The organism is Undibacterium sp. YM2, assembly GCF_009937975.1.
Taxonomy (GTDB): domain Bacteria; phylum Pseudomonadota; class Gammaproteobacteria; order Burkholderiales; family Burkholderiaceae_D; genus Undibacterium.
In genome coordinates this window covers 6,104,772-6,119,422 of record NZ_AP018441.1, presented here as the reverse complement: position 1 = coordinate 6,119,422, position 14,651 = coordinate 6,104,772, and the positions used below count along the sequence as shown (strand labels likewise).

10 protein-coding genes are annotated in these 14,651 nt (G+C 53.4%); 2 read left to right on the top strand and 8 right to left on the bottom strand.

Annotated features, from left to right (window positions below):
• Nucleotides 1-83: 83 nt before the first annotated feature.
• The 6 genes from kdpE to kdpF form a co-directional block, all read right to left on the bottom strand.
• A complete protein-coding gene (gene kdpE / locus UNDYM_RS28155) occupies nt 84-791 on the bottom strand; it encodes a two-component system response regulator KdpE (RefSeq protein ID WP_162044112.1) in 708 nt (235 codons plus the stop codon).
• Nucleotides 792-798: 7 nt separating this feature from the next.
• Entirely contained in the window at nt 799-3,513 is a 2,715-nt protein-coding gene (gene kdpD, locus UNDYM_RS28150) for a two-component system sensor histidine kinase KdpD (protein WP_162044111.1), read from the bottom strand.
• Between the two features lie 18 nt (nt 3,514-3,531).
• Nucleotides 3,532-4,134, bottom strand: coding sequence for a potassium-transporting ATPase subunit KdpC (gene kdpC / locus UNDYM_RS28145; RefSeq protein ID WP_162044110.1), 603 nt, complete (start codon nt 4,132-4,134; stop codon nt 3,532-3,534).
• Between the two features lie 27 nt (nt 4,135-4,161).
• Nucleotides 4,162-6,198, bottom strand: a complete 2,037-nt coding sequence (kdpB, locus tag UNDYM_RS28140; protein ID WP_232064281.1) for a potassium-transporting ATPase subunit KdpB — start codon at nt 6,196-6,198, stop codon at nt 4,162-4,164.
• Between the two features lie 219 nt (nt 6,199-6,417).
• Entirely contained in the window at nt 6,418-8,226 is a 1,809-nt protein-coding gene (gene kdpA / locus UNDYM_RS28135) for a potassium-transporting ATPase subunit KdpA (protein WP_162044108.1), read from the bottom strand.
• Entirely contained in the window at nt 8,226-8,315 is a 90-nt protein-coding gene (gene kdpF / locus UNDYM_RS28130) for a K(+)-transporting ATPase subunit F (RefSeq protein WP_110254457.1), read from the bottom strand. The genes kdpA and kdpF overlap by 1 nt, the downstream gene beginning before the upstream one ends.
• Before the next feature lie 386 nt (nt 8,316-8,701).
• On the opposite strand from kdpF, the gene UNDYM_RS28125 reads away from it, so the two are divergent.
• A complete protein-coding gene (locus tag UNDYM_RS28125; protein ID WP_162044107.1) occupies nt 8,702-11,674 on the top strand; it encodes an EAL domain-containing protein in 2,973 nt (990 codons plus the stop codon).
• Here the strand turns inward: UNDYM_RS28125 and UNDYM_RS28120 are convergent.
• Both UNDYM_RS28120 and UNDYM_RS28115 read right to left on the bottom strand, forming a co-directional pair.
• Nucleotides 11,657-12,550 (bottom strand): Dyp-type peroxidase, encoded by an 894-nt coding sequence (locus UNDYM_RS28120; protein WP_162044106.1) that lies wholly within the window; start codon nt 12,548-12,550, stop codon nt 11,657-11,659. The two genes, UNDYM_RS28125 and UNDYM_RS28120, sit on opposite strands and share 18 nt — an antisense overlap.
• 26 nt (nt 12,551-12,576) lie before the next feature.
• Complete coding sequence (locus UNDYM_RS28115; protein WP_162044105.1) at nt 12,577-13,146, bottom strand: GNAT family N-acetyltransferase; 570 nt, start codon at nt 13,144-13,146, stop codon at nt 12,577-12,579.
• 245 nt (nt 13,147-13,391) lie between these two features.
• Between UNDYM_RS28115 and alaC the strand changes: the two genes are divergently transcribed.
• On the top strand, nt 13,392-14,645 hold the full coding sequence (gene alaC / locus UNDYM_RS28110) for an alanine transaminase (RefSeq protein WP_162044104.1): 1,254 nt from the start codon (nt 13,392-13,394) through the stop codon (nt 14,643-14,645).
• Nucleotides 14,646-14,651: the final 6 nt, after the last annotated feature.

Genomic DNA, 14,651 nt, shown 5'->3' with positions numbered 1-14,651 from the left:
AAAAAGTATTTGCAAAATTTAAGGATGCAAAAGTCCCACCGGCGAGCCAGGAAGCTGCCGGTTATTCATATTGCTACGTGGTTTTAAGTTGGGAGCAAGAGGCGGTAGCCTATCGCTGTTTCCGTCAAGAGATAACGCGGCTGTGCCGGGTCATCTTCGAGTTTCTGTCGCAAATGCCCCATGTAGATGCGCAGGTAATGGCCGCTTTCGGAGTGGCTGGGGCCCCAGACTTCACGCAGTAATTGCGGGTTGGTGACGACCCTGCCAACATTGGTGACCAGCACCATCAGCAGCCGGAATTCTGTCGGTGTCAGCTTCACCATCGCCCCGGCCTTGGTCACCAGGCGGGCTTTCATATCGACCTTGACATCACCGAACTGGACTATGCCATCCAGATTGACACCAGGCTGGCGCTGACGCCGGAAGGTCGCGCGTACGCGTGCCAGCAATTCGCCGACACCAAAAGGCTTGCTGAGGTAATCATCTGCTCCGGCATCCAGCGCCCTGATCTTGTCCTGTTCACTGACGCGGGCAGACAAGACGATGATGGGTACGTTAGACCATTTGCGTACATCGAGGATGAAATCGATGCCGTCGCCATCTGGCAGACCCAGGTCAAGGATGATGAGGTCAGGCTGGCGTGTACCGGCATCGACGAGACCACGTTGCAAGTTGACTGATTCATGGACTTGCCATTGCTCTTCTTCAAGCGCATTGCGCACGAAGCGGCGTATCTGTGGTTCATCTTCAACCAGCAAGGCGACTGGTGTTGTTTGAGTAGCAGTAGTCATCGTGTGCTTATTCTTCAAGATCAGGCATCGCCGGTGGCGTGCCTAAAGGCAGGGTAAATACAAAGCAGGCTCCACCATTGGGCGACTGCGCTGCATGCATGCTGCCCTTGTGGGCCGTGATAATGGCACGGCAAATTGCCAGCCCCAGGCCAACGCCGGGCAGGGCAGATTCACGTTCACCCCGGGTAAATTTTTCAAATATGGCTTCTTCACGCCCGGCTGGCAAACCCGGCCCATTGTCGTAGACCTTGGCTTCCAGCATGCTGCCATTGAGTTCTGCCGAGATCGTGATGAGTGAATTTTCTGGCGTGTATTTGCAGGCATTTTCCAGCAGGTTGCACAGCACCCGCTCTATCAGTACGGCATCAAAATTGATGAGAGGCAAAGCAGCTTCCAGCCTGGTTTCCACTTGATGTGTTTGCAGTTGCGCGCTGCAGATGCGCAGGGAAGTGCCGACCACTTCTTCAAAAGTTTGCCATTGGAGATTCAGTTTGACTTCACCACTTTCTATCCTCGCCATGTCGAGCAGGTTGGTCACCAGGGCAGACAGGCGCAGGGTCTCGTCACGCAGGGCCTGCGCCATGTGCAGTTGCGCATCTGCCAGTGCGGGTCTGGACATAGCCAGGGATTCCGAGATGCCTACCAGCGAAGTCAGCGGCGTGCGCAAGTCATGTGACAGCGCAGCCAGCAGGGAGTTACGCAGGCGTTCAGATTCCATGTGGATCAGGGCATCTTGTGCGACTTCGATATAGTGCACACGCTCCAATGCTATCGCTGCCAGGGCGGCAAAGGTATCGAGTTGCTGCCTTTGCTCAGGGATCATGATCCAGCGCTTGCTCTCTGGCTGTATCGCCAGCAAGCCACGGGTGCGCATGGGTGCCACCAGCGGCAGGTAAAAGAAGTTACTGGCGGGCAGGGTATCGGTGCCTATGCCTGCGGCTTCTACCTTGTCGAAAGCCCATTGCGCAATGCCCATGTCCAGGCCGCTTACTGCAGCGGCAGGTGGTTGCAAACGGCCGTTATCATCCGGTAATAACAGGGTTGCCTGGGCGCGGAAAGCCCTTTGTATGATGAGCTGAGTGGTTTCTGAAATCTGTTCGGCCAATAAAACACCGGATAAGTCACGGGCGAATTCATACAAGGCACGCGCCCGCGATTCCCTGTGCGATGCCACCCTGGCCTGATACCGCAGATCAGCAGTCAGATGACCGGTGATCAGCCCCACCAAAAGCATGACGGCAAAGGTCAGCAAATACTGCAAATCGCTGACCGCAAACGAAAAACGCGGTGGTACAAAGAAGAAATCGAATACGGCAATACCAACGATGGTAGATAGCACCGAAGGGCCGCGCCCAAATTTGACCGCCACCAGCACCACCGTCAATAAAAACAGCATGGCAATATTGACGAGATTGAATATCTCAAAGAGAGGTGTAGCTATCAGGCCGGTGGCTATACTGGCCAGTAGCGCATAAAAATATCGCCAATGCCGTGCTGGTACTCGTGGACTGGGCAAGTCAGCTGTGCCATCAGACGCGTTTTTTCTATTCTCATTCTCTGCAGCACCGGAGCGGCTTTGTCCAACCTCGATCACGTCCAGATCAGGTGCATAGCTCCCTATGTCTTTCAGATGTGTCGTTTGATACCAGGCAAGTCGCCATTTGCTTGCCTTACTCCGCCCCAGCACCACGCGCGAAAAATTATGGCTGTGCGCATAATCAACTATCGCCAGCGCAATATCCTTACCAGTCAGCACAGCCGTGGTTGCACCCAGGTCTTGCGCCAGCTTCAGGGTTTTTAAAATGCGTTCGCGCTGCGCCGATGGCAGCCTTTGCAATTGCGGCGTCTCTACATACACGGCATGCCATTCAGAATTCATCTGGCTGGCCAGGCGGGCAGCGCTGCGTACCAGGTGGTCGGCATCACCATGTGGGCCTATGCAGGCCAGCAGGGCGGCATCAGTCTTCCAGATCGTGCCTATGGACTTTTCTATGCGATAGGCCTGTACATCATCTTCGACCCTGTCGGCGGTGCGGCGCAGGGCCAGTTCGCGCAAAGCGATCAGATTACCTTTGCGGAAAAAATTCTTGGCAGCCCGTTCTGCCTGCTGTACTTTATAAACCCGGCCAGATTTGAGCCTGGCCAGCAATTCGTCAGCCGGAATATCCACCAGCACAACTTCATCAGCCTCATCAAACACCTTGTCTGGCAGGGTTTCATTGACGCGTATGCCGGTAATGCCACCAACTACGTCATTCAGGCTTTCCAGATGTTGGACATTGACGGTAGTGTAAACATCGATACCGGCACTCAGCAATTCATCGACGTCTTGCCAGCGCTTGGGGTGGCGTGAACCGGCAGCATTGGAATGCGCCAGTTCATCCATCAGTATCAAGGGTGGATGGCGCTCCAGCGCTGTGTCTATGTCGAATTCACTGAGGGTCTTGTCGCGGTAAGCAATGGCCTTGGGTGGCAAGACTTCGAGACCATCGACCAGGGCGGCGGTTTCATCACGGCCATGGGTTTCTATAACGCCAACTAACACTTGCTGGCCTTCGGCCACCAGCTTGCGTGCGGCAGTCAGCATGGCGTAGGTCTTGCCTACGCCAGCGGATGCACCAAAATAGATACGCAGCTTGCCACGCGTGGCCCGGCGTTCTTGCTCCTGCACATGGGCAAGCAAGACATCAGGGTCAGGGCGTTGTTCGCTATTAGTGGCCATATTGATCTTATTTTTAAACTACTTGCCGAGCTTGTCCAGTGCCAGATTCAAAGCCAGCACATTGACCCTGGCCTCACCCAGCAAACCCAGGGCAGGATGTTGCGCCAACTGGTCTATGATAGCCTTGACTTGCGACTCTTGCAGCTTGCGTTCGCGTGCCACCCTGGCCAACTGGTAATTGGCAGCCGCCAGGCTGATTTCAGGATCAAGCCCACTGGCTGATGCTGTCACCAGATCGACAGGGATTTTTGCCGTATTGCCAGGGTCAGCCGCCTTCAGTGCCTCGACCCTGCCCTTGATGGCATCTATTTGCGCCGCGTTAGTCGGACCGAAGTTAGAACCACTGGACGCACCAGCGTTATTTGGCATGGGGCCAGTCGCAGATGGCCTGCCCCAAAAATACTTGGGTGACGTGAAAGCCTGACCTATCAGGGAAGAACCAACGGTCTTGCCATTCTGCGTAATCAAGCTGCCTTCTGCCTGATCGCTAAAAAGCACCTTGCCAACGCCTGTCATGGCATAGGGATAGAAGACCCCAACCACCAGTGTCAGCCCGGCGAGCAGGACGATGGCAGGGCGGAAGATAGAATTGCCCGTATCATTGTTTGTAATAGTACTCATGATGATTCCTTATTGAGCGATATAAATTCAGGCAAGATGCAACACGGCCAGGATGACATCAATGAGCTTGATGCCAACAAAAGGCAGGACGATGCCACCCAGGCCATAGATCAGCAAATTACGGCGCAACAGCAGCGATGCACCAATGGCGCGATATTTGACGCCCTTCAAAGCCAGCGGGATCAGGAAAACGATGATCAGGGCATTAAAGATCACCGCAGACATGATGGCCGATGAAGGACTGGTCAGGTGCATGATGTCCAGCGCCTTGAGCTGTGGATAAGTGGCGACAAAGGCTGCCGGGATAATCGCAAAATACTTGGCGATATCATTCGCAATCGAGAACGTCGTCAGCGAACCGCGTGTCATCAGCATCTGTTTGCCTATCTCGACGATTTCCAGCAGTTTGGTAGGGTTGGAATCCAGGTCCACCATATTGCCTGCCTCTTTTGCCGCCTGTGTGCCGGATGCCATGGCGACTGCCACGTCAGCCTGTGCCAGTGCCGGTGCATCATTGGTGCCGTCACCCGTCATGGCAACCAGGCGGCCTTCAGCCTGATGGCTGCGTATCAGCTTGAGTTTATCTTCTGGCGTGGCTTCTGCCAGAAAGTCATCGACACCGGCCTCGGCGGCAATCGCTGCGGCAGTCAGGCGGTTATCACCGGTGATCATGATGGTTTTGATGCCCATGCGGCGCAGCTCGGCAAACCTTTCCTTGATGCCGCCCTTGACGATATCTTTGAGCTCTATCGCACCCATGACCTTGCCATCATCGACGACGACCAATGGCGTGCTGCCGCGGCGTGAAATATCATCCACGGTTTTACTGAGTTCAGCAGGGAAGGGGCGACCGAGCGATTCCACGAACTTCTTGACGGAATCTGCAGCGCCCTTGCGTATCTGGCGATTGCCGATATCGACACCACTCATGCGGGTTTGTGCGGTGAATTGTACGAAAGTCGCGTTCAGGCTGGCCATCTCACGTTCACGCAAATTATATTTTTGCTTGGCAAAGATAACGATGCTGCGGCCTTCTGGTGTTTCATCTGCGAGGGAAGCCAGTTGGGCAGAGTCAGCCAGTTGTGGCAGGCTCACACCAGGTGCAGGGAAAAAGTCAGATGCCTGGCGGTTACCCAGGGTGATAGTGCCGGTTTTATCAAGCATCAATACATCAACGTCACCCGCAGCTTCCACCGCACGGCCAGACGTGGCGATGACATTCGCCTGCATCATGCGGCTCATGCCAGCTACACCAATGGCAGACAACAAGCCGCCTATGGTGGTGGGGATCAGGCAAACCAGCAAGGCGATCAGCACCGTGATAGAGATAGGCGCAGAAGCAAAACCCGCAGCCTTGGCGGCATCAACGCTGAACAGGGAGAACGGCAACAAGGTCACAGTCACTACCAGGAAGATGATGGTCAGGGCCACCAGCAAAATGGTCAGGGCGACTTCATTCGGGGTCTTCTGGCGTTTCGCGCCTTCTACCATGGCGATCATGCGGTCGATGAAGGCTTCACCTGGGTTGGATGTCACACGCATCACCAGCCAGTCAGACAAGACGCGGGTACCGCCGGTGACGGCAGAAAAGTCACCGCCAGATTCACGTATCACGGGTGCTGATTCACCGGTGATGGCGCTTTCGTCCACCGTCGCCACGCCTTCTATGACTTCGCCATCGATAGGGATAACATCATTGGCTTCCACCAGTACCACATCGCCCTTGCGCAAGTCATTGGCCTGGGCTGGCAGCCAGGTCGTGCCATGTTTTGGTATGGTCAGTTTTTTGGCCATCACGGTTTGCTTCAATGCGCGCAGGGAAGCGGCCTGGGCCTTGCTGCGGCCTTCTGCCAGCGCTTCGGCAAAATTGGCAAACAGGACGGTGAACCATAACCAGATGGAAATCGCCAGGATAAAGCCAGGGCTGGCTTCACCCTGACCCATCAGGGATTGCACGAACAGCATGCTGGTGATGATGCTGCCTACATACACGACAAACATCACCGGGCTACGCAATTGCGTGCGTGGGCTGAGTTTTTTGAATGAATCGATGACGGCAGGCATGATCAGGCTGCTGTCAAACAGCGACAAGCGTGGCTTGCTGCCTGATATGGAGTCGCCAGCTTGTCCAGCGCCAGGTTTGGCGGCTGTATTGACTTTGCTGTCTATCGACTTTTGTATACTGGTACTAGACATGTTAATCCCCTTAAACTACGAGTGGGTCTGAATGAGCATGCGCCATCAGGCATGGCCTCATTCAAGTTTCCCAAATTATTTCGTGCGTTATTTCGCTATCAGTTGCAGATGTTCAACCACCGGGCCCAGGGCCAGGGCAGGCACATAATTGAGCACACTGATCAGCACCACCGTACCCACCAGCAAGGCGATGAACATGGGGCCATGGGTGGGCATGGTGCCAGCATTGGCTTCCAGCCTTTTCTTGCCTGCCAGTGAACCGGCTATCGCCAGCACAGGCACGATCATGGCAAAGCGACCAAACCACATGGCGATTGCCAGCATGATGTTGTAGAAAGGTGTATTCGCACTCAGGCCAGCAAAGGCACTGCCATTGTTGTTGGCGGCTGAAGTAAAGGCATACAGCACTTCAGAAAAACCATGGGCGCCGGGGTTAAGGATGCCAGCCTTGCCTGCTTCTGACATCACTGCAATGGCCGTGCCTGCCAGCACCAGGACCGGTGTCACCAGGATGGCGATGGAAGTCATCTTCATTTCATACGCCTGGATTTTCTTGCCCAGGTATTCTGGTGTGCGGCCTATCATCAGGCCAGCGATAAACACGGCCAGTATCGCGAAGATCAACATGCCGTACAGACCACTGCCTACGCCACCAAACACCACTTCACCAAACTGCATGAGTACGATAGGTACCAGACCGCCAATAGGCATGAGGGAATCATGCATGGCATTCACCGCACCGCAAGATGCTGCGGTAGTCACAGCCACAAACAGGCTGGAGGCGCTGATACCGAAGCGGGTTTCCTTGCCTTCCATATTGCCACCGGCTTGCAGGGCTGAAGTGGCCTGGTCGATATTCATGCTGGCCAGCACAGGATGGGTCTGCTGTTCAGACAACATCACCGTCAGCGTCATGGCCACGAACAAGACTGTCATTGCCGTCAAGACTGCCCAGCCCTGGCGCATATCACCGACCATGTGACCAAAGGCAAAGCACAGCGCAGCAGGGATCAGGAAGATGGCGATCATCTGCATGAAATTGCTCAGGTAGCTGGGGTTTTCATAAGGATGTGCCGAGTTGGCATTGAAAAAGCCACCACCATTGGTACCCAGCATCTTGATCGCCTCTTGCGAAGCCACCGGGCCCATGGGCAGGGTTTGGGTAGTTGCCGTCAGGGTTTCCATGATGGGTGCACCCTTGTCATCCTTCAAAGGCTGCGCATCAGGACCGAGCTTGGGCTGGCTATAAGTCACAGGGTCGATCAGTTGCACATCTTTATAGCCAGAGAAATTCTGGAGCACGCCCTGGCCCATGAGGAAGACTGCGAATATTACCGACAATGGCAACAGCAAATACAGGGTAGAACGAGTGATATCAGTCCAGAAATTGCCTATGGATGTGGCTGAATGACGGCTGAACCCGCGTATCAGCGCAAACACGACTGCTATGCCGGTCGCTGCGGAAAAGAAGTTTTGCCCGGCCAGCACCAGCATCTGGGTCAGGTAACTCATGGTGGCTTCACCGGTATAGCCTTGCCAGTTGGTATTGGCGACAAAGCTGACCGCCGTATTAAAGGAAGAATCCATGCTGACATTCGCCATGTTTTGCGGATTCAAAGGCAGCCAGACTTGCAGGCGCTGCACTGCATACACCAGCAACGCACCCAGGGTATTAAAGATCAGCAGGGCTATCGCATATTGCTTCCAACCCATGCCGGTTTCTGCTTTAACACCTGCGACACGGTACAGGCCTTTTTCCAGCCAGCGCAAGCAGCCCATGCCGGGTACATTCGCCTTGTCATCGGCTATCCTGGAGATATAACGGCCTAAAGGATAAGAAAGTATCAATAATACGGCCAGGAACAATACCAATAAAACAATTGCTTGCGTAGTCATCACAGCTCCTCGGCATTCAACAAGGCTGCGATCAGATAGACGAACAGGGCGGCAGCCACCACCGTGCCCAGGATGTAGAAGGGATTCATGCTTTTGCTCCCAAAGTGTCGCAGGCCAGCACCAAAGCCCAGATCAGCAGGAAGAACATTCCCATGCCTGCGAGATATAAAAATTCCATCAGATATTCCATGCTTCGCTCCTCGTTTTTACACGTTGAAGCATAGCCAGAAGCATGTAAAAACTTCGTAAAGACTTAAATGGGCGGCGTAAACAAGATGTAAAAATTTGCCAGGGTGGGCGTTTTCCATCTCAGCCTGGAAGAACGATGGATATTGATCTAAAGTTAAGCAAAGGCTGCTGCATGGGGTTTTGCCAGCCCGCGACTTTTTGATATGGAATGTTGACTTATCAAAAGTTAACCAATGCGTCCCTGCCTTTGCCGCATAATTGCTCAAGCCATTTATAGTCCTCATCCATGCATAAATCAGAGCAATTTGCCAATACAAGAAACTTTCGCCAGGAACTAAGGCTGGGGCATTTTCTATTGATCATGCTGGCCTACTTTGGTGCCGGTCGCATAGGTTTGTCCATTCCCTACGTCAACCCGAATGTCAGCCTGATCTGGCTGCCAACCGGCATTGCCATCACTGGCTTGCTGCGCTATGGCAAGCTGGCCTCGGCAGCGGTGTTCATCGCGGCCTGGCTGCTGGAAATGTCGGCAGGTTTCAGTGTGCTGGTGGCTGGCAGTCTGGCGATAGGGAATACGTTGGGGCCTGTGCTGAGTAAATGGTTATTGCGCAAACAGGGTTTCAGGCGTGATTTTTCAAGACGGCGTGACGTTATCGGCTTTGGCGTGGCTGTCATGCTGGGCATGTGCATCTCGGCGACCGGTGGTACGCTCACGCTGTGGCTGCATGGCCTGAACGTTGATCCGGCGGCGGTCTGGCTGACCTGGTGGGCAGGGGACACTGTAGGTGCCTTGCTGGCAGCACCACTGTTGTTGTCTTTTTCACTGAAATCCTTGTCTGGCTTTTCCAGACGCAGGAAGGAAATCTTTGGCTTTCTGCTCTTGTTTGCACTGGCCAACTGGCTGATCTTTGCGTCCCCTTACAGCCACCTGCACCTGACCTTCATCATGGTGGGCATCATGATCTGGGCAGCCATGCGCTTTGGCATTACCGGTGCCTCTTGCGCAGTGCTGATCACGTCTTTGTTCTCGGCCTGGGCAACATCGCACAGCATGGGGCCGTTTTATGACGGTGGCCAGGCCAACCTGCTGATATTGTGGGCCTATATGACGACCATGGTGCTGATCACCCTGATCATCACTGCCCTGCAGTCAGAAAGCATAGACGCCACCCGTCAGATACAGGAAGCTTATCAACGTATCAATAAAGTCGCTTCGCGCCTGCCTGGCCTGGTCATGCAATACCGCATACGGCCTGACCATAGTGCGAGCATCCCTTTTGCCAGCGATGCCATCGTGCAGATGTTTGAAGTCACGCATGAAGAAGTCAGGGACGATGCCCTGCATTTGTTTAATCGCATAGACCCGCAGGATATAGAAAAGGGCACTGAACTGATACGTGAAGCCATGCGCAACCTGGCACCATGGCAAAGCGAATTCCGCATGCATCGCAAGGATGGTACGGTACGCTGGCTGTATCTCGATGGCTTGCCTGAGCCCGAGCCCGGCGGTTCGATGTTATGGCATTGCTTTATCACCGACATCACCGACCGCAAACAGGCCGAACAGGATTTGCGCATTGCTGCCTGTACCTTTGAGTCACAGGAAGGTATTTTCGTCACGGATGCCAACTGGATCATGCTGAGACTGAACCAGGCTTTCACCCGTATTTCTGGCTATACGACAGCAGACCTGGTAGGCAGGCGCCCGCCCCTGCACAAGACCAAGCAACAGGACAGGGATTTTTTTGAGCAGATCAATCTCTCACTGGCAGAACACCGCTACTGGCATGGCGAACTATGGAGCCGCCGCAAGAATGGGGAAATTTATCCGCAAATGGTGACTCTGACAGCGATCACCGATAGCCGTGGCGAAGTCAGCAATTACATAGGTTCTTTCAATGACATCAGCCGCCACAAAGGTTATGAAGCCGAGATACGCAATCTGGCTTTTTATGATCCGCTGACGCAATTACCGAACCGCCGTTTGCTGATGGACAGGTTGCAACACCTGATCTCGGTCAGCAACCGCAAGGACAATCATAGCGCCATCCTTTTCATTGACCTTGATAATTTCAAGACCCTCAACGATACCCGTGGTCATGATGCTGGCGATCTGCTCTTGATAGAAACTGCCAGCCGCCTGCAAACCTGTGTACGCGACAGTGACACCGTGGCACGCCTCGGTGGCGATGAATTTGTCGTGGTGCTCGAAGAACTGAGTGTAGAAAAAGAAGATGCTCTGCGCCAGGCTGACCGCATTGCCGAAAAAATACGCAAGTTGCTGAGCGAGCCCTATCAGATCACCGACTTTGAACATCATGGGTCTAGCAGTATAGGTGTCTGCCTGTTCCAGGGGGGTGATATCACGGTCAAGGATTTGTTCAAGCGCGCCGATACGGCCATGTATGAAGCCAAGACCGCAGGCCGCAATGCGGTGCGCTTTTTTGACCCGGCCATGCAAGCCATACTCGTAGTGCGCATGCTGCTGGAATCGAATTTGCGCGTGGCACTGGCGAATAATCAATTCCAGTTGTACTACCAGGTGCAAGTCAATTCCGAAGGCAAGCTCATCGGTGCAGAAGCCCTGCTGCGCTGGATACATCCTGACCGTGGTTTTATTTCACCGGCAGATTTCATCCCGCTGGCTGAAGAAACCGGCCTGATTATACCCATAGGTTTATGGGTACTGGAAACTGCTTGCGCCCAGATCAAGCAATGGGAAGGCAGCAAGGAAACCCGTCACCTGACCCTGGCGGTGAATGTCAGCGCCAAGCAATTCCAGCAAGTCGATTTTGTTGATACCCTCAGTGAAATCATCCGGCGTCACAAGATAGACCCAACCCGCCTGAAAATAGAATTGACGGAGAGTACCGTGCTCGACAATGTCGATGCCACGACCGAAAAAATGCATGAATTGAAAAAACTCGGTATTGCTTTTTCCATGGATGATTTTGGCACTGGCTATTCTTCACTGGCCTATTTGCAACGCCTGCCGCTGAACCAGTTGAAGATAGACCAGTCTTTTGTGCGCGATCTCAGCCACGATGAAAACGATGCGACCATCGTCCGCGCGATTATTTCATTGGGCGTTAACCTGGGTTTGAATGTGATTGCCGAAGGGGTGGAAACCAGTGCCCAGCGGGCATTTTTGATTGCGCATAATTGCTATGCCTTCCAGGGTTATTACTTCTCCAAACCCTTGCCACTGGAAGGCTTCCTCGCCTTGTTAAAAGCGCCGGAGTCAGACCAGGTTCAATAAGCGCAGATCGGGCTTGCCATCCTGCATGGGCGGGCACCAGAAATAGCTGCCCGTCTGCGGCACAGTGAACTGGAACAGGGCATCAGTGACACCATCTTCAGCACCCGACATGCGTTTCAACTGCACTTCAAACGGGTAGAAGGAATTGGCAAAGGCGACAAAATACAAGCCAGCCTTGTCCTGCGCAGACCAGGGCATGGAACGCCTGAGCATGAAGGCCTCAGGCGTGAAATCTTCCTGCGCAGTACGTTTGACGTGGGCTGATTCTGGCGCATCTTCGAGTTCTTCATTATCACTGCGGCGGCGGCCTATGGCATTGTCCTGGTCTGCTGTTGCCATGGCATCAAAGCGATCAAATTTGTGTGCCCATTGCTGGATGGCGACAAAACTCGAACCTGCCAAACCAGGCGTATCACCCGCCACAAAAGCAGCAGCGATGGCGGCATCGTCATGCGGATTCTCGGTACCATCTTCATAACCGCTGAGGTCTCGGCCTTCCTTGTATTTGAAGGCATCGACCTGCTGTTGTACTTCAAATGCCGGTGCCAGCAAAGACAGAAGTTGGTGTAACTGGCGCACCAGATCACCGCGTTCATGCTGACGCAACCAGCACCACAATGCGGCAGGTGTCGCAGGCAGGCGCATGCGGCTACCCTCTATGCCATGGAATTCTTTCATGCCTGTGATCTCACTGCCCAATAACTGCAAGAGGCTGGCACCGAAACCGATGACCAGATTCTGACCATCAGTCTTGTCTGCAAGATCGTGTACTACCTTCCTGACAGTTACGGCATTAGCACCTGCCTTAATATTCAGACTGAGATAAACGGCATGGGCAGGGACTGCCTGCAATATGCCTTCCTGGAATAAGTTCATGTACTGCTCCCGATTAATTAAAGCTATCATTGCTTGCCAGAACGCGTTCCATCACGGGGATGAGACGCGTTTGAAATAAAGTCTTGCGCATAAATTTCAAAAACTACAGTTTGCCAATTGCGGCCCTTGAAATATGTCCTTCCGATTTCTGCTTCAGAAACACGCATACCGAGCGATTTGCACAAAGTAGTTGCTCCCTGATTTTCAAGCAGGGTTTCGGCATACACTCTTTGTACCTGCAATTTACGAAAAGCAAATTCCAGCATGGCCTGCGCTGCCTCTCTGGCCATGCCCTTACCCTGCCATGCCACGCCCAATTCAAAGCCCAGGGATGCCAACCCTGGTGCCTCCAGCCTGATGCCGCAAGAACCCATGAGTACCTCTTCCTTGCTGCAAATAGCAAGTTGGAATTTTTTCCTTGGGATTTCCTGGCTTTGCCGAATAAAAAGTTCAAGCAGGAAAACCGATTTTTCGGTAGTGACATCTGCTTCGCTGTAATAACGCTGAAATTCTGGATGGCTGCGCAATGCCGTATACGGTGCCATATCTTTCGCGGAGAAGTCACGCAAAACCAGATTTCTTGTTTGTATAAGCATGGGCAGCGATATTTCTGATTCCGGCAAAGATGCGATTCGACAAAAAGTGCCGTCGCGGTGCCGGATTTTTTCAAATCGTATTATATTGAAGTATCGCTGGAATCCTGCAACACCGCAGCTTGTTATTTTTGAGATTGCTCGCTACAATCAAACGCGAAGCAAATCGCTTCAACGTCGCTCGGACGGTTCCGGGCGCCCGTTCTTGCAGTCTGTATGGACTACAAGGGCTACGTACAATTCAGATGATGACAAATACAACTACTCCGCCGGGCCGGGGTTCTGCTGTTGAAGGCTCTTCTACGCCTGCAACAAAGTTCTCTTTCGCTCGTATCAACCGCCTTCCCCCTTACGTATTCAATATCACTGCCGAGCTGAAGATGGCCGCGCGCCGTCGTGGCGAAGATATCATTGATATGTCCATGGGTAATCCCGATGGTGCAACTCCTGCGCACATCGTAGAAAAACTGGTCGAAGTGGCACAACGCCCTGACACCCACGGTTATTCTGCCTCCAAGGGCATTCCACGTTTGCGCCGCGCGATTGCGCACTGGTACAAGACCCGTTACGAAGTCGATATTAATCCTGACAGCGAAGCCATCGTCACCATAGGTTCGAAAGAAGGTCTGGCGCATTTGATGCTGGCGACGCTGGACAAGGGCGACACGGTGCTGGTGCCGAATCCCAGCTACCCCATCCACATCTATGGCGCAGTGATCGCCGGTGCCGATATACGCTCCATACGCATGAGCCCGGGCGTGGATTTTTTTGCCGAACTCGAAAGAGCGATACGCGAAACTTATCCCAAGCCGAAGATGATGATCTTTGGCTTCCCATCCAACCCCACCGCGCAATGTGTGGAACTGGAATTTTTCGAGCGGGTAGTCAAGCTGGCCAAGGAACACAATATCCTGGTGGTGCATGATCTGGCCTATGCCGACATCACCTATGATGGCTGGAAAGCCCCGTCCATCATGCAGGTGCCTGGGGCGCGCGATGTTGCCGTCGAGTTTTTCACGATGTCCAAGAGTTACAACATGGCCGGCTGGCGCATAGGCTTCATGGTCGGTAACAAGGAACTGGTCGCAGCACTCGCCCGTATCAAGAGTTACCACGACTATGGCAGCTTCACACCTGTGCAGGTGGCGGCGATTGCCGCACTGGAAGGTGACCAGAGCTGTGTCAATGAAATCCGTGACCAGTACCAGCGCCGTCGTGATGTGCTTGTCAAAGGCTTGCATGAACTGGGCTGGATGGTGGAAAAACCAAAGGCCTCGATGTATATCTGGGCACACATCCCTGAGCATTATCGCCATTTGGGTTCGCTGGAATTTTCCAAACAGGTGCTGGAAAAAGCCAAGCTCTGCGTTTCACCCGGCATAGGCTTTGGTGAATATGGCGATGAATATGTGCGCTTTGCCTTAATTGAAAATGAGTCGCGCATACGCCAGGCCTTGCGTGGTTTGAAAACCATGTTCAAGGAAGATGGGGTGACAAAATAAGCACGA

Coding starts and splice junctions, on each gene's coding strand:
- kdpE (WP_162044112.1), bottom strand. CDS start 791: ATGACTACTGCTACTCAAACAACACCAGTCGCCTTGCTGGTTGAAGAT.
- kdpD (WP_162044111.1), bottom strand. CDS start 3,513: ATGGCCACTAATAGCGAACAACGCCCTGACCCTGATGTCTTGCTTGCC.
- kdpC (WP_162044110.1), bottom strand. CDS start 4,134: ATGAGTACTATTACAAACAATGATACGGGCAATTCTATCTTCCGCCCT.
- kdpB (WP_232064281.1), bottom strand. CDS start 6,198: ATGCCTGCCGTCATCGATTCATTCAAAAAACTCAGCCCACGCACGCAA.
- kdpA (WP_162044108.1), bottom strand. CDS start 8,226: ATGACTACGCAAGCAATTGTTTTATTGGTATTGTTCCTGGCCGTATTA.
- kdpF (WP_110254457.1), bottom strand. CDS start 8,315: ATGAATCCCTTCTACATCCTGGGCACGGTGGTGGCTGCCGCCCTGTTC.
- UNDYM_RS28125 (WP_162044107.1), top strand. CDS start 8,702: ATGCATAAATCAGAGCAATTTGCCAATACAAGAAACTTTCGCCAGGAA.
- UNDYM_RS28120 (WP_162044106.1), bottom strand. CDS start 12,550: ATGAACTTATTCCAGGAAGGCATATTGCAGGCAGTCCCTGCCCATGCC.
- UNDYM_RS28115 (WP_162044105.1), bottom strand. CDS start 13,146: ATGCTTATACAAACAAGAAATCTGGTTTTGCGTGACTTCTCCGCGAAA.
- alaC (WP_162044104.1), top strand. CDS start 13,392: ATGACAAATACAACTACTCCGCCGGGCCGGGGTTCTGCTGTTGAAGGC.